The 20,375-nt window shown below is 60.5% G+C and carries 17 protein-coding genes; 5 read left to right on the top strand and 12 right to left on the bottom strand.

Annotation, left to right across the window (positions count from 1 at the left end):
• Positions 1 to 24 precede the first annotated feature (24 nt).
• The 9 genes from PGR6_RS25890 to PGR6_RS25930 form a co-directional block, all read right to left on the bottom strand.
• Complete coding sequence (locus PGR6_RS25890) at positions 25 to 843, bottom strand: phosphoglycolate phosphatase (protein WP_018928866.1); 819 nt, start codon at positions 841 to 843, stop codon at positions 25 to 27.
• Positions 840 to 1,514: a ribulose-phosphate 3-epimerase gene (gene rpe / locus PGR6_RS25895; RefSeq protein WP_007941649.1), complete on the bottom strand. Its 675-nt coding sequence runs from the start codon at positions 1,512 to 1,514 to the stop codon at positions 840 to 842. The genes PGR6_RS25890 and rpe overlap by 4 nt, the downstream gene beginning before the upstream one ends.
• Positions 1,515 to 1,605: 91 nt before the next feature.
• Complete coding sequence (locus PGR6_RS25900; protein ID WP_019580746.1) at positions 1,606 to 2,754, bottom strand: iron-containing alcohol dehydrogenase; 1,149 nt, start codon at positions 2,752 to 2,754, stop codon at positions 1,606 to 1,608.
• Positions 2,755 to 2,893: 139 nt separating this feature from the next.
• Positions 2,894 to 3,718, bottom strand: a complete 825-nt coding sequence (locus PGR6_RS25905) for an ABC transporter permease (RefSeq protein ID WP_018928864.1) — start codon at positions 3,716 to 3,718, stop codon at positions 2,894 to 2,896.
• A gap of 12 nt (positions 3,719 to 3,730) precedes the next feature.
• Entirely contained in the window at positions 3,731 to 4,978 is a 1,248-nt protein-coding gene (locus tag PGR6_RS25910; RefSeq protein WP_018928863.1) for an ABC transporter permease, read from the bottom strand.
• Between the two features lie 120 nt (positions 4,979 to 5,098).
• On the bottom strand, positions 5,099 to 6,142 hold the full coding sequence (locus PGR6_RS25915) for an ABC transporter substrate-binding protein (protein WP_064620742.1): 1,044 nt from the start codon (positions 6,140 to 6,142) through the stop codon (positions 5,099 to 5,101).
• Between the two features lie 49 nt (positions 6,143 to 6,191).
• Positions 6,192 to 7,316, bottom strand: coding sequence for an ABC transporter ATP-binding protein (locus PGR6_RS25920; protein WP_018928861.1), 1,125 nt, complete (start codon positions 7,314 to 7,316; stop codon positions 6,192 to 6,194).
• Between the two features lie 277 nt (positions 7,317 to 7,593).
• On the bottom strand, positions 7,594 to 8,223 hold the full coding sequence (locus PGR6_RS25925; RefSeq protein WP_064620745.1) for a response regulator: 630 nt from the start codon (positions 8,221 to 8,223) through the stop codon (positions 7,594 to 7,596).
• Positions 8,224 to 8,307: 84 nt separating this feature from the next.
• Positions 8,308 to 10,704, bottom strand: a complete 2,397-nt coding sequence (locus tag PGR6_RS25930; RefSeq protein ID WP_064620749.1) for a PAS domain-containing sensor histidine kinase — start codon at positions 10,702 to 10,704, stop codon at positions 8,308 to 8,310.
• A gap of 74 nt (positions 10,705 to 10,778) precedes the next feature.
• On the opposite strand from PGR6_RS25930, the gene PGR6_RS25935 reads away from it, so the two are divergent.
• Positions 10,779 to 11,771 carry an alpha/beta hydrolase family protein gene (locus PGR6_RS25935; protein WP_064620752.1) on the top strand — a complete coding sequence of 331 codons (993 nt, stop codon included), beginning with the start codon at positions 10,779 to 10,781 and terminating at the stop codon, positions 11,769 to 11,771.
• A 43-nt stretch (positions 11,772 to 11,814) separates the two neighbouring features.
• Here PGR6_RS25935 and PGR6_RS25940 read toward each other — a convergent pair whose 3' ends face one another.
• Genes PGR6_RS25940 through PGR6_RS25950 form a run of 3 tightly spaced genes read right to left on the bottom strand, consistent with a single transcriptional unit; the run spans position 11,815 to position 14,268 of the window.
• On the bottom strand, positions 11,815 to 12,579 hold the full coding sequence (locus PGR6_RS25940) for a TerB family tellurite resistance protein (RefSeq protein WP_064620755.1): 765 nt from the start codon (positions 12,577 to 12,579) through the stop codon (positions 11,815 to 11,817).
• 1 nt (position 12,580) lies between these two features.
• Positions 12,581 to 13,252, bottom strand: coding sequence for an N-acetylmuramate alpha-1-phosphate uridylyltransferase MurU (gene murU, locus PGR6_RS25945; RefSeq protein ID WP_064620758.1), 672 nt, complete (start codon positions 13,250 to 13,252; stop codon positions 12,581 to 12,583).
• Positions 13,249 to 14,268, bottom strand: coding sequence for an aminoglycoside phosphotransferase family protein (locus PGR6_RS25950; RefSeq protein WP_064620761.1), 1,020 nt, complete (start codon positions 14,266 to 14,268; stop codon positions 13,249 to 13,251). Before PGR6_RS25950 ends, murU begins: the two co-directional genes overlap by 4 nt.
• Positions 14,269 to 14,398: 130 nt before the next feature.
• On the opposite strand from PGR6_RS25950, the gene PGR6_RS25955 reads away from it, so the two are divergent.
• Genes PGR6_RS25955 through rsmA form a run of 4 tightly spaced genes read left to right on the top strand, consistent with a single transcriptional unit; the run spans position 14,399 to position 20,298 of the window.
• Positions 14,399 to 17,200 (top strand): LPS-assembly protein LptD, encoded by a 2,802-nt coding sequence (locus PGR6_RS25955; protein ID WP_064620764.1) that lies wholly within the window; start codon positions 14,399 to 14,401, stop codon positions 17,198 to 17,200.
• On the top strand, positions 17,181 to 18,497 hold the full coding sequence (gene surA, locus PGR6_RS25960) for a peptidylprolyl isomerase SurA (RefSeq protein ID WP_156523302.1): 1,317 nt from the start codon (positions 17,181 to 17,183) through the stop codon (positions 18,495 to 18,497). The genes PGR6_RS25955 and surA overlap by 20 nt, the downstream gene beginning before the upstream one ends.
• A complete protein-coding gene (pdxA, locus tag PGR6_RS25965) occupies positions 18,494 to 19,483 on the top strand; it encodes a 4-hydroxythreonine-4-phosphate dehydrogenase PdxA (RefSeq protein WP_019580736.1) in 990 nt (329 codons plus the stop codon). The genes surA and pdxA overlap by 4 nt, the downstream gene beginning before the upstream one ends.
• Positions 19,480 to 20,298, top strand: a complete 819-nt coding sequence (gene rsmA / locus PGR6_RS25970; protein WP_018928851.1) for a 16S rRNA (adenine(1518)-N(6)/adenine(1519)-N(6))-dimethyltransferase RsmA — start codon at positions 19,480 to 19,482, stop codon at positions 20,296 to 20,298. The genes pdxA and rsmA overlap by 4 nt, the downstream gene beginning before the upstream one ends.
• Positions 20,299 to 20,375: the final 77 nt, after the last annotated feature.

Consider the following 20,375-nt stretch of genomic DNA (forward strand, 5'->3'; position numbering starts at 1 on the left):
GCCGGTACGCCGGCCAGGAACAAGTCAGGCGCGCCAACGCCAGCGGGCCAGGGCCTTGATGACTTTCATCCAGAGTTTGCGAGTGACCACCACGATGGCGTTTCCAGCAGGGGGTTGAACAGCGTCGGGCAACGTTATCTCAGCGGCCGGATCCAGGCAACCGGGAATTAGTTTGCGCAGATCATCGATCACCAGCGCCGGCGACTCTTCGGCAATCGGCCGACCGTGGTTATAACCGTAACTGAGGGCCACGCATTTGACCCCCGCCGCTTTCGCCGCCAGCACATCGCTACGCGAGTCGCCGACGAACAATGATTGCGACGCCGGAATGTTGGCCATTTTCATCACAAAAAACAGCGCAGCCGGATCAGGTTTCTGTTGTGGCAGGGTGTCGCCACCGATGATCCATTTGAAGTAACGGCCGATCTTCATCTGATCCAGCAACGGCGCGACGAAGCGCTCCGGCTTGTTGGTGATCAGCGCCATCGCCACGCCCTGCTTGTGCAGCCATTTCAGGGTGTCGCGCACACCGGGATAGACCACGGTCAGCTCATGCCCCTCACCGTAGGCCTCCATGAAAATCTGCAATGCACCCTCGGCTTCGCCATCATCGACCGATGAATGATCGATGCCGCCGGCCAGTGCACGGCGCACCAGCACCGGCGCGCCGTTGCCGACCCACTCACGCACCGGTTCGATGCCGACCGGGTCACGCCCGAGTTTGAGCAGCATGTTATCCACAGCCGCTGCGAGGTCAGGGACCGAATCGACCAGCGTGCCATCCAGATCGAACATCACCAGCCGCGGCAGACGCCCCGGGAACAGCTGCTCAAAACCGCTCATGGGCGAGCCAGCGCCAGTTCGGAGCGCATTTTTTCAATCACTTCCTGGTAGTTCGGCGCATTGAAGATCGCCGAGCCGGCCACGAAAGTGTCGGCGCCCGCAGCGGCGATTTCGCGAATGTTGTTCACGTTCACCCCGCCGTCGATTTCCAGGCGAATGTCACGTCCGGAAGCATCGATCAGCGCCCGAGCCTCACGCAGCTTGTCGAGGGTGGCTGGAATGAACTTCTGCCCGCCGAAGCCCGGGTTGACGCTCATCAGCAAGATCATGTCGACCTTGTCCATCACGTACTTGAGCACGTCCAGCGGGGTCGCCGGGTTGAACACCAGGCCCGCCTTGCAGCCGCCTTCGCGGATCAGTTGCAGGGAACGGTCGACGTGCAGCGTGGCTTCCGGGTGGAAGGTGATGTAGGTCGCACCGGCTTCGATGAAGTCGCCGACGATGCGGTCCACCGGGCTGACCATCAGGTGCGCGTCGATCGGCGCGGTCACGCCGTACTTGCGCAGCGCGGAGCAGACCATCGGGCCGATGGTCAGGTTCGGCACGTAGTGGTTGTCCATGACATCGAAGTGCACGAAGTCGGCGCCGGCGGCCAGGACGTTGTCCACTTCCTCGCCCAGGCGGGCGAAGTCGGCGGAGAGAATCGACGGAGCAATAACGAAGGGCTGCATGACGCACCTTTTTTGAGCAGAATCACGATGGCGCGCATTGTATACCTCATGCTTTGACGCGCGCACCGTGCTGCGATGATTGGGGCAAGTCCTAGTAGGCCGCTCGGTAGATCTTCTCGATATCGGTGGCGCTCAACTTGCGCGGATTGTTGCGCATCAGGCGTTCGGTGCCGGCGGCTTCCACGGCCATGGCCGGGATCGCCTCCTCGGGGACCCCGAAACTGCGCAGACCTCGCGGGATCTCCACGGCGGCGCACAGCTCGGTCATCGCCTCCACGGCTTTATCCGCCGCCTCACTGGCGCTCAGATGAGCGGTCTTCACCCCCATGGCCTCGGCAATATCCTGCATGCGTTCCACGCAGGCCATCTTGTTCCAGGTCATGACATACGGCAGCAGCAAGGCATTGCTGACACCATGGGCAATGTTGAAACGCCCACCCAGCGGATACGCCAGCGCATGCACCGCACCGACCCCGGCATTGCCGAACGCCATGCCGGCCATCAGGCTGGCGGTGGCCATGTCTTCGCGGGCTTGCAGGTGGGCGGGATTGGCGTAAGCCTTGGGCAGCGCCTTGGTAATCAGCTTGATCGCGCCAATGGCCAAGGCATCGGTGATGGGCGAGGCGTTGAGCGACAGGTAGGACTCGATGGCGTGCACCAGCGCATCGACGCCACTGGCGGCGGTGACACTGCGCGGGCAGGTCAGGGTCATTTGCGGGCTGACCAGCGCCACGTCCGGCAACAGGTAATCGCTGATGATGCCCATCTTCAGCTGCGCGACCTTGTCGGAGAGGATGGCCACGTTGGTCACTTCCGAACCGGTGCCGGCGGTGGTCGGGATGGCGATCAGCGGCGGGCCTTTGCGCGGCACCTGATCGATGCCGAATAAATCCTCCAGCGCGCCGTGATAACCGGCATAGGCGGCAACACTCTTGGCGATGTCGATGGCACTGCCGCCGCCGAGGCCGATCAGCCCGTCATGCCCACCCTCACGGTAAACCCGCATGCAATCTTCGACGATGGCGATTTCCGGGTCCGGCAACACCCGGTCGAAAATCTCATAACTGCGCTCGCCCAGCTGCGCCAGCGCCAGCTCCACCGTGCCGGACTTGACCAGCGCGGCATCGGTGACGATCAGCGGGTTGTCGATGTCCAGACGTGTGAGCTCGGCCGCCAGTTGCTCGATGGCACCTGCGCCGGTGATCAGTTTGTGAGCGATTTTGAAAGAGGAAAGACTCATGTGCGCAGCCTCTTATAGATAGGGGAGCTGGGCACAATAGTAGCTGGGGATTGGGGTTTGTCTGCTATTAAGTTGGTGAATGATCGAGGCGCTTCTGTCGATCGTTCCCACGCTCGCGCGGGAACGATCACAGTTGGCGTCAGGCTTGGGCGGTACGCAGTTTTTCGCTGCGCCCACGCAGCCATTCCAGGGTCAGCAACAGGATCACCGAGAATGCGATCAGCAGCGTCGCGGCAGCGGCGATTGTCGGGCTGAGGTTTTCGCGGATGCCGCTGAACATCTGCCGAGGCAAGGTCGCTTGTTCGGGACCGGCGAGGAACAGCGTCACCACCACTTCATCGAACGAGGTAGCGAAGGCAAACAGCGCACCGGAAATCACCCCCGGCGCAATCAACGGCAAGGTCACCCGGCGGAACGTCGTCAGCGGCGAAGCTCCCAGGCTGGCCGCGGCCCGCACCAGGTTCTGGTTGAACCCCTGCAAGGTCGCCGATACCGTGATGATCACGAACGGCACGCCCAGCACGGCGTGCACCACGATCAACGAGGTATAGCTGTTGCCGAACCCCAGTGGCGCGAAGGTCAGGTAACTGGCCACACCAATGATCACCACCGGCACCACCATCGGCGAAATCACCAGCGCCATCACCAGCGCCTTGCCCGGGAAGTCGCCACGGGTCAGGCCGATCGCCGCCAGCGTACCGAAGATCATCGCCAGCACGGTCGCTGCCGGAGCCACGATCATGCTGTTCTTCAACGAACGCATCCATTCCGCCGAGGCAAAGAAGTCCTGATACCAGTGCAGCGAGAAGCCTTGCAGCGGGTAGACCAGAAAACTCCCTGAGTTGAACGACAGCGGAATGATCACCAGCACCGGCAAGATCAGGAACAACAAAATCAAGCCGCAGAGAATCCGCAAGCTGTAGAACCACACCCGTTCGATGGGCGACATATAAGGACTCAGCATTTCACTCTCCCCTTAGCTCAGGCGCAGGCGACTGGCGCCCACCAGCCAGCTGTAAATCAGATAAAGCACCACGGTCGCCAGCAGCAACAGTCCACCGAGCGCGGTCGCCATGCCCCAGTTGATGCTGGTGTTGGTGTAGAAGGCGACGAAGTAACTGACCATCTGATCGTTCGGGCTGCCCAGCAACGCCGGGGTGATGTAGTAGCCGATGGCGAGGATGAACACCAACAGGCAACCGGCGCCAACACCGGCATAGGTCTGCGGGAAGTACACCCGCCAGAAACTGGCGAACGGGTGGCAGCCCAGGGAAATCGCCGCACGCATGTAAGTCGGCGAGATACCTTTCATCACGCTGTAGATCGGCAGAATCATGAACGGCAGCAGGATGTGCACCATCGAGATGTAGACCCCGGTGCGGTTGAACACCAGCTCCAGCGGCTTATCGATGACGCCCATGGCCATCAGGCCGCTGTTGATCAAGCCGCCCGATTGCAGCAACACGATCCACGCCGCGACCCGAACCAGAATCGAGGTCCAGAACGGCAACAGCACCAGAATCATCAGCAGGTTGCTTTGGCGCGAGGGCAGGTTCGCCAGCAGGTAGGCCAGCGGATAAGCAAGCACCAGGCAGATCATGGTGATGATCAGGCCCATCCAGAACGTACGGGCAAAGATGTCGAGGTAGATCGCCTGATCGGGAGTGGCCCGGGCCAGTTCGCCGAGGTCGTCGATACGGTGATCGACGGCGGCCAGCAGGTAATAAGGCGTCACGCCACTGGTGTTGCGACGCACCACCTGCCAATAGGCCGGATCGCCCCAGCGTTCGTCGAGTCCTTCCAGCGCTTCTTTATAAGAAGCAGGCTCCGTGGCGAACGGCAAGGCGCGCGCGGTTTTGGTCAGCAGGCTGCGGTAGCCGGCCAACTCCATGTTCAAGCGCTTGGACAAATCACCCAAGGTCTGATTCTTGCGGGCTTCGGCGAGGTCTTCGCTGGCGGCCTTGTACACAGGCTCTGCCGGCAGGCCTCGGCCATCCCAACTGGCGATGGCTGCCACAGTGCGCGGCATCACGCCGACCACTTCCGGGTTACCGACGCTTTTGTAGAGCAGCGCCACGATCGGCACCAGGAACACCAGTAACAGAAACAGCACCAACGGCGCGATCAAGGCTTGTGCTTTCCAGCGGTTGATTCGCTCGGCGTGCTTTAGCCGCTGCTTCAAGGTGGGGTCGGTGCCCGCGTTCACGGGAACGGCGATAGCCATGGCGTACTCCGGAAATCTTTGATCGTTACAGAGGGTGGCACTCCATAACTGGGAGGCCACCTCTGTTCTTGTTAGCTACACATCGGCCCCTGTAGGAGAGGCAAGCCCACAGTGTTGTGGTTACTTGGCAGCCCAGGAATTGAAGCGCTGCTCCAGTTGCTCGCCGTTGTCAGCCCAGAAGCTGACGTCGATCTGCACCTGGTTGGCGATGTTCTCCGGGGTGGTTGGCATGTCTTTCAGGACATCCTTGGACAGCAATGGCACTGCCTGGGTGTTGGCCGGGCCGTAGGCGATGTTTTCCGAGTAGGTCTTCTGCTGTTGCGGCTGTACCGAGAAGGCGATGAATTTCTTCGCAGCTTCAGCACGGGTCTTGTCCAGACCTTTTGGAATCGCCCATGCGTCGAAGTCGTAGATGCCGCCGTTCCACACCACTTTCAGGTTGCTTTCTTTTTGTACCGCGGCGATCCGGCCGTTGTAGGCCGAGCTCATGACCACGTCACCGGAGGCGAGGTATTGCGGCGGTTGTGCGCCGGCTTCCCACCACTGGATGCTTGGCTTGAGTTCATCGAGTTTCTTGAACGCGCGGTCCTGGCCATCTTTGCCGGCCAGCACTTTGTAGACGTCTTTCGGCGCAACGCCGTCAGCCATCAGTGCGAATTCCAGGGTGTACTTGGCGCCTTTACGCAGGCCGCGCTTGCCCGGGAATTTCTTGGTGTCCCAGAAATCAGCCCAACTGGTCGGAGCGGTTTTCAGCTTGTCGGCGTTGTAGGCCAGCACGGTCGACCACACGAAGAAGCCCACGCCGCAAGGCTGGATAGCGCCTTTGACGTAGTCTTCAGACTTGCCGAACAGCTTCGGATCAAGCTGCTCGAACATGTCTTCGTCGCAACCACGGGACAGTTCCGGCGATTCAACTTCCACCAGGTCCCAGGACACGCTCTTGGTGTCGACCATGGCTTTGACCTTGGCCATTTCGCCGTTGTATTCGCCAGCGACGATTTTGCCGTGGCCCGCCGCTTCCCATGGTGCGTAGAAGGCTTTGACCTGCGCCGCCTTGTTCGCCCCGCCAAAGGACACCACGGTCAGGTCCGGGCCAGCCGCCATCGCGTGCACCGCGCCGATCATGCCGACGACCAGGGCGGTGAATTTCAGGGATCTCAACATTTATTGTTCTCTCCACGTGCAGGGTTGGTGTTGGTGAAGCAGGGGGCGATCAATGCGCCTCTAGAAGTGGGTCGAGCGCGCGAACGTGTTCGACCTGCCAGCCAAGCGGTACCACGTCGCCGACAGCCAGCGCAGGATCGAGCTCGGCAATCGGTTGTTTCACGAAGAAGTCGGTCTTGCCGCAGACTTCCAGGCGAACCCGGACGTGGTCGCCCAGATAGATGAATTCCGCCACCCTTCCCGAGAAGCGGTTGACACAGGACTCGCTCGAGCCATTGAGGCTCACGCGCTCCGGACGAATCGACAGTGTGACGGGTTCGCCGGTCTTGCCGACGTTGACCGCCAGTGCTTCAACCTTTTCACCACGACCGAGCTCGACCACGCAGCGATCACCGGTGTGGCTGTGCAAGCGGCCGTTGAGGCGGTTGTTCTCGCCGATGAAGTTGGCGACGAAAGTATTTTTCGGCTCTTCGTAGAGCGTGCGCGGTGGCGCGATCTGCTGGATCTCGCCCTGGTGGAATACGGCGACGCGGTCGGACATGGTCAGGGCTTCGCCCTGGTCGTGGGTCACGTAGACCACGGTCACGCCGAGGCGCTGGTGCAGGTGTTTGATTTCCATCTGCATGTGTTCACGCAGTTGTTTGTCCAGTGCGCCGAGGGGTTCGTCCATCAGCACCAGTTGCGGTTCGAACACCAGGGCACGGGCCAGGGCCACACGCTGCTGCTGACCGCCGGACAGTTGCGCCGGATAGCGCTGGGCGAAGGTGTCGAGCTGAACCATGCTCAGCACACGCTTGACCCGATCACTGACGTCGCTTTTGTTCAAGCCGCGCACGGTCAGCGGGAACGCCAGGTTCTCGGACACGGTCATGTGCGGAAACAACGCGTAGTTCTGGAACACCATGCCGATGTCGCGCTTGTGCGGTGGCACGTTGTTGATGGAACGCCCGGCCAGTTGAATCTCCCCGGCGGTCGGCGTTTCGAAGCCGGCGAGCATCATCAGACTGGTGGTTTTGCCGGAACCGGACGGCCCGAGCAAGGTCAGGAATTCGCCTTTGCGAATTTCCAGGTTGAGGTCTTTGACGATCAGGTTCTCGCCGTCGTAGCTCTTTTGCACTCCACGAAAGCTGACCAGAATATCGCTGGCCCCTGCACTTGAATCAACCTGGCTCATACCCACACCTTTGTTATTGATGACTGCTGTGGACTAAGCCTAGTGGACGCTGGGAGCCGCGCAAATCGGGGCGCAGGAGAGAATCGCCTCAGCCGGATGGAAGGTTGGGGGTAGGGATTGCCCTACAAGGATGGCGGGGATGGATATGTCGATTCTTGATGGCGACAAACGGTGAGCTGCAAGCCACAGGAACCGGTAAAAGCGGCTTTGCGGGCACGTCGTAATTGGACATGCACGCTCCCACAGGTATTTGCAGTGAGTCAGCGGGTCATGTGGATCACAGGAGTTTGTGTTCCATCGCGTACTTCACCAGTTCGGCCAGGGAGGTGATGTTGAGTTTCTGCATCAGCCGCGCCTTGTGGGTACTGATGGTTTTGCTGCTCAAGGCCAGTTGCTGGGCGATGTCGTTGACGTTGGCGCCCTGGGCCAGACGTTCGAATACCGAGAATTCACGCTCCGACAGCAACGAGTGCAACGGCCGCGAATCGGTCAGGCCAACCTCGAAAACCATGCGGTCGGCCAGGTCCGGATCGATGTAGCGCCCGCCCGCCGCGACCTTGCGAATCGCCGTCAGCAACAATGCCGGATCGCTGTCCTTGGTCGCGTAACCCGCCGCGCCGACCTTCAACGCCCGAGCGGCCATCTGCGCTTCGTCGTGCATCGACAGCACCAGGATCGCTGGCGGATTGTTCATGGCGCGAATCCGCGGGATCGCTTCCAGGCCGTTGACCCCGGGCATGGAGATGTCCAGCAACACCACTTCGCAGGGAACATGACGCAAGGTATCGAGCAACTGCTCGCCATTGCTCGCCTCCCCTACCACCAGCAGGTCCTTGGCCAGGCCGATCAATTGCTTGATGCCTTCGCGAACGATGGTGTGGTCTTCGGCTACCAGTACACGGATCACGTTCTTCTCCATTCTTTTTATGTCAGAACCAAGATCTATCGCGGGCTTGCCTGCAAAGGCGCCAGCTCAAACAACACAAAACCATCAGGCTTCATCCAGCGGCACTCGCACCGTCAGGGTCGTGCCCTCCCCTGGCTCACTCTCAAGCGACAATTGCCCGCCCATGATCAACACCCGCTCACGCATGCCGACCACGCCAAAGGATGTCGGCCTGCCAGGCCCGGCGACAAATCCTACGCCATCATCGCTGACAGTCAGACAAAGCTCATCGCCCTCAAGGGCCAGCGTCAGTTCAACAGTATGCGCCTGGGCGTGGCGCATGACATTGGTCAGCGCTTCCTGAAGGATCCGGAACAGGCCGATGGCCTTGGCATCGCTGAGCGCCGGCAAGTTATCCGGCACTTGTACCAGACACGGAATATGCGTGCGCGCCTCGAACCGTCGGGCCTGCCACTCGATGGCCGAGGCGATCCCGGCATCGAGAATCGGTGGCCGCAGCGCCGTGGCCACATCACGCACCAGTTGAAACAGCTGCGCGATCAAACGCTTCATGCTGTTCAAGCGCTCGTGCAGGCCCGGATCGAGCTGCGCATAAGCCAGTTCGCACATGGACGTTTCCAGCTTCAACACCGTCAACATCTGCCCCAGCTCGTCGTGAACTTCCCGGGCAATCCGCGCTTTCTCCTCTTCCCGCACGCTCTCCAGGTGCGCAGACAACTCGCGCAACTGCTCACGGGAGCTGGCCAGCTCCAGCTCGATGCGCTTGCTCTCGGTGATGTCCCAGACGATCCCGTCCCAGACATAGGCGCCGTCTTCCAGTCGGCGGGTAATGGCCTTGATCTCAGCCCAGCGTTGTTCGCCCTGACGGGTCAGAATCCGTCCCTGCCACGACCAGTCGCTGTCGGTGTCCAGTGCATGGTCCTGGGTCTGGTGATAACTGGCCTTGTCATCCGGATGCACCAGGCTGCGCAGGCCTTTGTCACGATGGGCCAGGGTGGCGGGCGAGTAGCCCACCAGGCTCTCGCTGCCTTCACTGATGTAGGCAAAGTCGATCTGCCCGGTCACTGGTGCGCGCTCCAGACGAAAGACCAGCCCGGGGACGTTGGCGGCGATCCCCTGCAGCCGTGCTTCACTTTCCTGCAAGGCGGCCAGGGCGCGACGACGCTCGGTGACATCATTGAGGTAAACCACCAGGTATTCGCCCTCGCGAAAACGCAGGAAGCTCAACGAGACATCCGCCGGCAGAATACTGCCATCGGCCCGCACACAATTGGTTTCGAAACTTAGCGGCCCTTCCTCACTGGCCCGGGCGCGTTTCCACAGGCTCAGCCAGCGGTCCATGTGCAAACCGGGCTCGAAATCGATCAAGGGTCGATCAATGATCCCGCCCGCCGGATAGCCGAGCATGCTTTCGGCGGCACGGTTGGCGTAGCGCACATGGCTGTCCCAGTTGACCCAAAGGATGCCGACGGTGCTTTGATCGATGGAGAACTGCGTGAGGCGCAAGGCCTCTTCGCTAGCCTCGCGCAGGGCAATGTCTTCGCGCGCCGCCAGCAAACGCTGCTCCAGACTGTGTTGCTGACGACGCTGCCAGAACACAATGGCCATGCTGCTCAGCAATAACACCAGCAACAGCAGGCAGAGGTTTTTCCAGAAAACCGGTGAATCGGACAGCCGCGGGTACTTGGGTTGCAGCCATTGATCGTGCAGTCGCTCGAGGTCTTTGGCCGGAATCGCGCGCAGCGCGTTTTCGACGATGCCGGCCAACTCCGGCCAGTCCCGACGCGTGGCCACTCGCAACAGTTGCGGGAAACCGATGTCGCCCACCACGGCCAGCCCGGCAAACTCGGGTTCGGCTGACAGACGCCCGAATTGCGCTTCATCGACCACCGCGTAACCGGCCTGCTGACTCAACAACAGTTGCAGCGCCTGGCGCTCCAGAGGCACGCCCTGCAGGTTCAAATGCGGATAGGTACTACGCAAGAAATCGGCGGTGACGCTGGGCATGCGCACGGCGACGCGGGTCTGACTGTCGAGTTTTTCCAGCTCCACCACACCGGTGCTCTTCTGGTCGCTGACCACCAGTTGCGGCACCCGCATGTACGGATCGGAAAACTGCCAGAATCGTAAACCGGCGGGGGTTTGGGTCAGCCCCGGCGCGATATCGATATCGCCTTCGCGCGCGGCGGCTTCCAGTTGCGCAAGATCAGGATAATTACGCCAGCTCAGCTCGACCTTGAGCGACTTGGCCAGCCACTTCATCAACTCGATGTTGACCCCGGACAGGCGCTGCAAGCGGCGATCGTATTGGGCATAGGGCACTTGCAATACAACCCCGACCCGCAACTCTTCATGCTGCGCCAGCCATTGCTGTTGCGCCGAAGACAATGACACGACATGCGCCGGTGGCGCGGGAGCCGCCCAGCCCATCAAGGGAAACCACAAACAGCCGATAACCCACAGGCAGCGAAAATGCATCATCGAAGTCTCACACACTGACAAATACTGACCAACCCATTAGGCTGCCGGAATTAACTTCTGGCCTGGAATATCCGATGCCCCCTGTCTACCGCCTGGCACTGCCAGCATTGTGCCTGTCGCTGATCCTGCCGTGCGCCTTTTCCGTCGAGGCGGCCGACCCGGCACCTGCCACTGCGGAAAAGCCCGCCGAAGAAAAACCGGTCGAACGCCAGCCGCTGCTTGAGCGTAGCCAGGAAGAATCGACGGCACTTGAGCGAAAAATTCCTGCGCAGGAACAGCAGCAACTGCAAGCCGGTACCGACAGTTTTCTCGCCCTGTGGAAGCCGGCCAATACCGCCGACCCCAAAGGCGCGGTGATTATCATCCCGGGTGCCGGCGAAACCGTTGACTGGCCGCAAGCGATTAGCCCGTTGCGCCGCCAATTGCCGGACGCCGAGTGGAGCAGCCTGAGTATCACCTTGCCGGACCTGCAAAGCGAAGCCATTGCGCCACGTATCGTCGAAGTGGCGCCAGCGCCCAAAGCGCCTGATACCGGCAACAAAGACTCGACCACCGCGGCGCCCATCGAACAGGCCGCCGGCGGCGAAGCGGAGGTGGCCGACAAGGCTATCGCCGAAACCACCGAAGAACACGCCAAAGCCGACGCCGAGCGAATTTTCGCCCGCATCGACGCGGCCATCGCTTATGCCGAACAGCAAAGCGCTCGCAAAGTCGTCGTGCTGGGGCATGGCACCGGCGCTTACTGGGCCGCGCGCTATCTGAGCGAGAAGCAGCCATCGCAAGTCGAGAAGTTCGTGATGGTCGCCGCCCAGACGCCTGTTACGGCGAAGCCTGAGCTTGCCGAGTTGACGCCGACGATCAAGCTGCCGACTGCCGACATCTTCTATATGGACAAACCACTGGATCGCAACGCGGCACTGGAACGCTTGCAGGCCAATAAACGTTTGAAGACATCGGCGTTCAGCCAGGTCTCGCTCAAGGCACTGCCGGGCAATGCCAAGGCTGAGCAAGAGCAGTTGGTTCGCCGGGTGCGGGGATGGTTGAATCCGCAGCCTGCGGCGGACTGATGGATCGCGTCGCCCCATTCGCGGGCGACACAACTCTGCCCTGCTATCGAAAGTCCCGCCGTTCACGAATCAACGTGTAGGCGTTGTGCAATTCACGAGTCTTGTCCGTCGCCTCACGAACCTGCAACGCCGTCGCACCGCTGCCGGCAATCTTGTCCGGATGATGGCGACTGAGCAGGCGTCGATAGGCGCGTTTGATCTGTGCTGGCTCGCTGGTCGCCGACACTCCCAATAACCGCAAGGCGTCCTGATACGTAATCGCGCTGCTGACCAATGGTCGCTTCGGCTCGTAGTCACTCGCCAGTGCCTGTACCTGTTGCGGCGTCCAGCCCAACCATTTGCCCCACTGGGCAATCAGTTCGCGCTCGCTGCTACCGGCGCGGCCATCGGCCCAGACCATCCGCCAACAGGCACGCAACACGCCTTCCGCGGCATGGGGCTGAGCACTCAAGCGTCGCAGATAGCCACGCAACCGATCACGCCCCGACTTGCCGCGGTTGAACGCCGCTATCGCCCGACGTTGCGCCGACTCGGTCATCTCCAGCGCACGCATTTCCTGTCGCGCCTGCTGAATGTGGCCATCCACTACCCGCCCATCACTCTTGGCCAATCGGCCCAGTAACACGAACAGCAGTTCATCGTTGCGCAGCACCGAGCGGCCACCGAACTTTTCCCATAAATGCGCCCAGCTCTGCAGGTGCAAGCGCCGATCCAGCGCCTGTCCCAATAAAGCACCGAGCATGGCCCCCGGAATGCTGGCTATGGCAAAGCCCGCTCCGGCTCCAATCAGAGTCCCTGGCCACAACATGTCAGCGTCTCGCTTCTATCAAGGTTTCTACTTCAGCCAGGCGCTCGTGAGTGCCGACATCTACCCAATGTCCATTCAGGCGCTCGCCCGTCACTTGTCCATCGGCCATGGCTTTGCGCAACAATGGCGCAAGCTTGAAGGCCCCGGCCGCGCAACCGTCAAACAGCTGCGGGTGCAGCACGGCGATGCCGCTGTAGGTCAGGGTTGGGGTATCCGGCTGACCGTCCTGCACATGGCCATCGACCAGGGTGAAATCCCCGTTCGGGTGATGCGCCGGGTTGTCCGCCAGGATCAAATGGGCGAGCCCGACGATGGGCTGGTGCAACACGCTGAAGTCGTAGTCGGTCCAGATGTCGCCGTTGACCACCACAAAAGCCTCATCACCCAACAACGGCAACGCGCGGAAAATACCACCACCGGTTTCCAGCGGTTCACCTTCCGGCGAATACTGAATGCTCACGCCATATTTCGAGCCATCGCCCAGATAATCTTCGATCTGCTGACCGAGCCAGGCATGGTTGATCACGATCTCGGTAAACCCGGCAGCCGCCAGCGCGTGCAGGTGATACTCGATCAAGGGCGCTCCGCCGGCACGAACCAGTGGTTTTGGCGTGGTCAGGGTCAGCGGACGCATGCGCTCGCCTTTACCCGCCGCCAGAATCATTGCCTTCATGCCTTCACTCCAGCACGCAGACTGGCCAGCAACACATCCAGCTCAGCCAGTTCAGGACGACGGGCAATGACCGCGTCTATATAAGCAAAGAAACGCGGCACATCGCCGAGATAGCGTGGCTTGCCGTCGCGATGGCAAATGCGGGCGAAGATGCCGATGACTTTCAAGTGACGCTGCACGCCCATCAGGTCGCTGGCGCGCAGAAAGTCTTCAAAGTCCGGCTGAACCGGGATGTCGAGCGCACCGGCTTGCTGCCAGTAATCCTCCAGCCAGCCGCGTACGCGTTCTTCAGGCCAGCTGAGGAAGGCGTCCTTGAACAGGCAGGTCACGTCATAAGTCACCGGCCCGTAGACCGCGTCCTGGAAATCCAGCACGCCGGGATTCGGCTCGCTGATCATCAGGTTGCGCGGCATGTAGTCGCGATGCACCAGGACTTTAGGCTGAGCCAGAGCGCTGTCGATCAGCAGGTCGCTGACCTGCTGCCAGAGCACCTGCTGCGCAGCATCGAACTCGATACCCAGTTCGCGCTTCACGTACCACTCGGGGAACAGTTCGAGCTCGCGACGCAGCTGCGCGACGTCATAACTCGGCAGCGGCGCCACCATCGGCAATTGCTGGAAAGCCAACAGCGCTTGCAGGGCATCCTTGAACAAATCGTCGGCATTTTCGCCGTCGATCACGTCCAGATAAGTCTTGTTGCCCAAGTCATTGAGCAAAAGGAAACCGCGCTCGAGGTCCTCGGCATAAATTTTCGGCACGTTTATGCCGGATTTCGCCAGCAGAAAAGCGATATCCACAAAGGGTTTGCAGTTTTCCTGGGGCGGTGGCGCGTCCATCACGACGAAACTTCTGCCTGCGCCTTCCCAGCGGAAATAGCGCCGAAAACTCGCGTCGCTACTGGCCGCGGTCAACGTGGCCGGGGGCACGGTGCCCCAACCTTGTTCTGCAAAGAGGATAGCCAACTGTTCATCGAGCCAAACTTTCAGGTGTTGCAAGCGTACATCTTGGTCAGGCATTGCAAGGGTCTCCGACGGCGCTAGCCGTCAAGCGGGTCATGCTTTATTATCCAGCATCTTTTTCAGACCATCGAGAGGCGTGCGGCCCACACCGCGGGCAGATGGCACGCAGGAAGCCCGGACTAATAAGATGGCATTGAAATCCCCCGCGTTTCGTAAAAAATTTCCGTTGTTGGTTACCGGCAGTCTGCTGGCCCTGCAACCCCTGGCCACGTCGTTCGTGGTCGCCGCGGAACAGTATGACTGCTCAGTATCTGCTTCGGGTGCCTGGGACTGTGCGCCAAAGGCACCGGCCGCTGCATTGCCGCCGCGCCCCGTGCATGAAGGCAGCGCAGTTTCCGCTACTGGAGAAACCCCGGCAGGCACCGCCTCCAGCGAAGATACCGGTGCCAAGCCTGTGCTGGTTACCGAGTCCAAGGGCCGCGGCCTGAAGTCGCGTAGTGAAGACTACAGCCACCTCGACTGGGTTCCGCGCGAGAAGCTCACCGCAGCGCAATTGGCCGAAACCGGTCCTTACTGCTCTGGTTCCTATATCGAACCGATTCGTCCTGGCATGAACGACAAGACGAATAAAAGTGACGCTCCAACCTTTATCGGCGCCAAGGCCTCCCGCTATAAGCAGGAAGAGCAGGTCGCGACCCTGGCCGGTGACGTGGTCATGCGTCAGGGCAGCATGCAGGTCGAAGCCGACGAAGCGAACCTGTACCAGGCCGAGAGCCGTGGCGAACTGGCCGGCAACGTGCGCATTCGCGACAATGGCGCGCTGATCGTGGGCGATCACGCCGACGTACAGCTCGACACCGGTGAAGCCAAGGTCGACAACGCCGAGTACGTGATGCACAAGTCGCGTATCCGCGGTAACGCGCTATATGCCAAACGTGCCGAGAACGCGATCATCCGCCTCAAGGATGGTACATACACCACGTGCGAACCGAACAGCAACGCCTGGCAGCTCAAGGGCAACAACATCACCTTGAACCCGGCCACCGGTTTCGGTACCGCGACCAACGTGACGTTGCGGGTCAAGGACATTCCGGTTCTGTACACGCCGTACATCTATTTCCCGATCGACGACCGCCGCCAATCCGGCTTCCTGCCGCCGACCATCGGCGCCGGCAGCGATACCGGCTTCCTGCTGGTCACCCCGTATTACTTCAACCTGGCGCCGAACTACGACGCCACGTTGTACCCGCGCTATATGAGCAAGCGCGGCCTGTTGATGGAAGGCGAATTCCGTTACCTGACCAAGTCCAGCGAAGGTCAGTTCGGCGCCGCGTACCTCAACGACGAAGATACTGAACGCAGCAAGCAGACCGACTACGAAAAAACCCGCTACATGTACAACTGGCAGCACAAGGGTGGCCTCGACTCGCGCGTCTTTACGCAAGTCGACTACACCAAGATCAGCGATCCGTATTACTTCCAGGATCTGCAGACTAACCAGATTGGCGTGAAAAGCGCTGACTACGTGAACCAGCAGGGCTCCGTCACCTATCGTGGCGACAGCTACGTCGCTCGCTTGAACGCCCAGGCTTATCAGCTGGCGACCGTTTCGAACATCACGCCGTATGACCGTTTGCCGCAGATCACCTTTAATGGTCAGCTGCCGTATCATCCGGAAGGTTTGGACTTCGATTACGAGACAGAGATCGTTCGATTTGACCGGGATCTGAAGACTGGAACATTCGTCCAGCAGGACGGGATTACCACTGAGTCACGTCTGGATAACAACATCTTTGGTCTGGCACGCGCCAACGGCGACCGTTTGAATCTCAAACCAGGTGTCAGCCTGCCGCTGTACTGGACCTATGGTTTCTTCAAGCCATCGCTCAAGTACCAGTACACACAGTATCAACTGGATCTGGACGGCCGCGGCAAAAGCGAAATCGCTTCGCAAAGCGCGGAGCAGGACAGGCTCAACGGCACATTCAGCAGCAACCAGAACCGTGGGGTACCGATCGCCAGCATCGACAGCGGTCTTTACTTTGACCGCAACACTTCCTGGTTCGGAAAAAACTACCGTCAGACCCTGGAACCGCGTCTGTTCTACCTCTATGTACCTGAGGAAGACCAGAAGGATATTCCAGTGTTCGACACCAGCGAATACACCTTCAATTACGCGTCGCTCTTCCGTGACAACCGTTTCTCCGGCTCCGACCGTGTCGGCGACGAGAACAAACTGTCCCTGGGCGTGACCAGCCGCTGGATCGAAGACAATGGTTTCGAACGTCAACGCATCAGCGTCGGCCAGGCCTTGTACTTCAAGGACCGTAAAGTCCAACTGCCAGGCATTGCTTTCGATGATCGTGACGATGCCAAGGCCAACGTTTCGCCATATGCACTGGAATACGAATACCGCTGGAACCGCGACTGGCGTACCACGGCCGACTACAACTGGGACCCGGACAGCCGCAGCCCTCGCTCGGGCAGCGCGATGTTCCACTACCAGCCTGAAGACAACCCGAACAAGGTCATCAACGCCGGCTATCGCTATCGCAATGACCAGGTCCGTTATGACCAGAACACCGGTAAATGGTCGGTGGGCGGTGGCGATTACGGCACCCCGGGCCAACCTGGCTACGTGAAGGACTACTACAAGATCAAACAGCACGACTTCTCGGTGATCTGGCCGATCGTGCCGCAATGGAACGCCATCAGCCGCTGGCAGTATGACTACAACCGCAACCGTACCCTGGAAGCCTTTGGTGGTTTCGAGTACGACAACTGCTGCTGGAAACTACGCCTGATCAACCGTTACTGGGTTTCCTATGACGAATTCAGTCAGGAAGCTCCACAAAACGAAAAAGGCGACCACGGCGTCTTCCTCCAAATTGTTCTGAAGGGACTCGGCGGCCTCACCGGCGCCAAAGTAGAGAGTTTCCTCGACAAAGGCATCCAAGGTTATCGTGAACGTGAAGACCAAGCTTTCTGATTGTCTGCGCCCGCTGATGCTGGGCGCGCTGTTCCTGGGTACCGCGGCCAACGCCGCGGTACAGTCCATCGATAAAGTGGTGGCCATCGTCGACAATGACGTGGTCATGCAGAGCCAACTGGACCGGCGCGTTCACGAAGTTCAGCAAACCATCGCCAAACGCGGTGCTGCCGTACCGCCTACCGGCGTACTGGATCAGCAGGTGCTCGAGCGTCTGATCGTCGAAAACCTGCAATTGCAGATCGGCGAGCGTTCCGGCATCCGCATTACCGATGAAGAGCTGAACCAGGCTGTCGGCACCATTGCCCAGCGCAACAACATGTCGATCGAACAATTCCGCGCCGCTTTGGCTCGCGACGGCCTGTCTTATGACGATGCCCGTGACCAGATCCGCCGCGAAATGATCATCAGCCGTGTGCGTCAGCGCCGTGTGGCGGAGCGCATCCAGGTGTCCGAGCAGGAAGTGAAGAACTTCCTGGCATCCGATCTGGGCAAAATGCAGCTGTCCGAAGAGTTCCGCCTGGCCAACATCCTGATTCCTACGCCGGAAAGCGCCAACTCCGATGCGATTCAGAATGCCGCCAAGCAAGCCGATGCGGTTTACCAGCAACTCAAGCAAGGCGCTGACTTCGGTCAGTTGGCAATCGCCAAGTCCGCCAGCGAAACCGCGCTGGAAGGCGGCGACATGGGCTGGCGTAAAGCCGCTCAACTGCCACCTCCGTTCGATCGTTTGCTCGGCACCATGGCCGTTGGCGACGTGACCCAGCCAATGCGCACCCCGGGCGGCTTCATTATCCTGAAGATCCTCGACAAGCGTGGCGGCGAATCCCAGGTGCGTGACGAAGTCCACGTGCGGCACATCCTGGTCAAACCGAGTCCGATTCGCGACGAAGAAAAAACCAAGGCCCTGGCTCAGTCGCTCTATATCCGTATCGCAGCGGGCGAAGATTTCGGCGAGCTGGCGAAAAGCTTCTCGGAGGATCCGGGTTCCGCCCTCAACGGTGGCGACCTGAACTGGATCGACCCGAACGCGCTGGTGCCTGAATTCCGCGAAGTGATGGCCAAGACCCCCCAAGGTCAGCTGTCCAAGCCGTTCAAGACCCAATATGGCTGGCACGTACTGGAAGTTCTTGGCCGCCGCGCCACCGACAGCACCGCCCAGGCCCGTGAGCAGCAAGCAATGACCGTACTGCGTAACCGCAAATACGACGAAGAGCTGCAAACCTGGCTGCGTCAGATCCGTGACGAAGCGTACGTAGAAATCAAACTCCCTGGTGCAGACCAGGCAGCGCAGTGAAACCCAAGCGTTTCGCGCTGACCCCCGGCGAACCAGCCGGCATAGGTCCCGACCTGTGCCTGCTGCTCGCCTCGCAAGCCCAGCCACATCCCCTGATTGCCATTACCAGCCGCGACCTGCTCCTTGAGCGGGCCGCGCAGCTGGGCGTGGTTGTCGATCTGCTGCCGGTAACGCCGGACAGCTGGCCGGATGCTCCTGCACCCGCCAACAGCCTGTATGTGTGGGATACGCCCCTCAACGCCAAGGTCACCGCCGGGCAACTGGACAAGGCCAATGCGGCTTTCGTTCTGGAAACCCTGACCCGTGCCGGCCAGGGCTGTCTGGATGGGCATTTCGCCGGCATGATCACCGCGCCGGTGCACAAGGGCGTGATCAACGAATCCGGGATCGCCTTTTCCGGGCACACGGAGTTTCTCGCTGACCTGACCCACACCGCGCAAGTGGTGATGATGCTCGCCACCCGCGGTTTGCGCGTGGCGCTGGTCACCACTCACCTGCCTCTTCGCGAGATTGCCGACGCGATCACGCCGGAGCGGCTGGAGCGGGTCACGCGGATCCTGCACACCGACCTGAAAGAAAAATTCGGCATCGCCCAGCCACGCATCCTGGTTTGCGGGCTCAACCCGCACGCCGGTGAAGGCGGTCATCTGGGCCATGAAGAAATCGACATCATCGAACCTACATTAGAGCGCCTGCGCGGCGAGGGCATGGACCTTCGCGGCCCCCTGCCCGCCGACACTCTGTTTACCCCCAAATATCTGGAGCACTGCGACGCGGTGCTGGCGATGTACCACGACCAGGGCTTGCCTGTGCTGAAATACAAAGGCTTCGGCGCGGCAGTCAACGTGACCCTCGGCTTGCCGATCATCCGCACATCGGTCGACCACGGCACCGCCCTGGACCTGGCCGGCAGCGGCAACATCGACACCGGCAGCCTGCAAGTCGCCCTGGAAACCGCCTACCAGATGGCCGAGACCCGTTTATGACCGAGCATTACCAACACCGGGCGCGCAAGCGCTTCGGCCAGAACTTCCTGCACGATGCCGGCGTTATCGATCGCATCCTGCGCTCCATTCACGCCAAACCTGAAGACCGCCTGCTGGAAATCGGTCCGGGCCAGGGTGCATTGACCGCCGGCCTGCTCAACAGCGGCGCTCAACTGGACGTCGTAGAGCTGGACAAGGACCTGATCCCGATTCTCAATCAGCAGTTCGCCGGCAAGAGCAACTTCAACCTGCATCAGGGTGACGCGCTGAAGTTCGACTTCAACAGCCTGAACGCTGCGCCAAACAGCCTGCGAGTGGTCGGTAACCTGCCGTACAACATCTCGACGCCGCTGATCTTTCATCTGCTGAACAACGCCAACCTGATTCGCGACATGCACTTCATGCTGCAAAAGGAAGTGGTCGAACGTCTGGCTGCGGGTCCGGGTGGCGGTGACTGGGGTCGCCTGTCGATCATGGTTCAGTACCATTGCCGGGTCGAGCATCTGTTCAACGTCGGCCCGGGCGCGTTCAATCCTCCGCCGAAAGTCGACTCCGCGATCGTGCGCCTGGTGCCCCACGCGGTACTGCCGCACCCGGCCAAGGATCATCGCCTGCTGGAGCGCGTTGTGCGTGAAGCCTTCAACCAGCGCCGCAAGACCCTGCGCAACACACTGAAACTTTTGCTGAGCAATGCCGAAATCGAAGCTGCCGGCGTCGATGGCAGCTTGCGCCCCGAGCAACTCGACCTGGCCGCCTTCGTACGCCTGGCCGACAAGCTCAGTGAACAAGCCCTACAAAAGCCTGCCACTGACTGACAGGCGATGAGCGCTATCGGGTAGGACGCCACTCTGGTTTACTACCCGATACTTGGCCTAGACTGAGTTCTATCAGC

This window comes from Pseudomonas sp. GR 6-02, from assembly GCF_001655615.1.
GTDB lineage: Bacteria > Pseudomonadota > Gammaproteobacteria > Pseudomonadales > Pseudomonadaceae > Aquipseudomonas.

Excerpts from the sequence above, each read along its gene's own strand:
- PGR6_RS25890 (WP_018928866.1), bottom strand. The coding sequence starts at position 843 with ATGAGCGGTTTTGAGCAGCTGTTCCCGGGGCGTCTGCCGCGGCTGGTG.
- rpe (WP_007941649.1), bottom strand. The coding sequence starts at position 1,514 with ATGCAGCCCTTCGTTATTGCTCCGTCGATTCTCTCCGCCGACTTCGCC.
- PGR6_RS25900 (WP_019580746.1), bottom strand. The coding sequence starts at position 2,754 with ATGAGTCTTTCCTCTTTCAAAATCGCTCACAAACTGATCACCGGCGCA.
- PGR6_RS25905 (WP_018928864.1), bottom strand. The coding sequence starts at position 3,718 with ATGCTGAGTCCTTATATGTCGCCCATCGAACGGGTGTGGTTCTACAGC.
- PGR6_RS25910 (WP_018928863.1), bottom strand. The coding sequence starts at position 4,978 with ATGGCTATCGCCGTTCCCGTGAACGCGGGCACCGACCCCACCTTGAAG.
- PGR6_RS25915 (WP_064620742.1), bottom strand. The coding sequence starts at position 6,142 with ATGTTGAGATCCCTGAAATTCACCGCCCTGGTCGTCGGCATGATCGGC.
- PGR6_RS25920 (WP_018928861.1), bottom strand. The coding sequence starts at position 7,316 with ATGAGCCAGGTTGATTCAAGTGCAGGGGCCAGCGATATTCTGGTCAGC.
- PGR6_RS25930 (WP_064620749.1), bottom strand. The coding sequence starts at position 10,704 with ATGATGCATTTTCGCTGCCTGTGGGTTATCGGCTGTTTGTGGTTTCCC.
- PGR6_RS25935 (WP_064620752.1), top strand. The coding sequence starts at position 10,779 with ATGCCCCCTGTCTACCGCCTGGCACTGCCAGCATTGTGCCTGTCGCTG.
- PGR6_RS25940 (WP_064620755.1), bottom strand. The coding sequence starts at position 12,579 with ATGTTGTGGCCAGGGACTCTGATTGGAGCCGGAGCGGGCTTTGCCATA.
- murU (WP_064620758.1), bottom strand. The coding sequence starts at position 13,252 with ATGAAGGCAATGATTCTGGCGGCGGGTAAAGGCGAGCGCATGCGTCCG.
- PGR6_RS25950 (WP_064620761.1), bottom strand. The coding sequence starts at position 14,268 with ATGCCTGACCAAGATGTACGCTTGCAACACCTGAAAGTTTGGCTCGAT.
- PGR6_RS25955 (WP_064620764.1), top strand. The coding sequence starts at position 14,399 with ATGGCATTGAAATCCCCCGCGTTTCGTAAAAAATTTCCGTTGTTGGTT.
- rsmA (WP_018928851.1), top strand. The coding sequence starts at position 19,480 with ATGACCGAGCATTACCAACACCGGGCGCGCAAGCGCTTCGGCCAGAAC.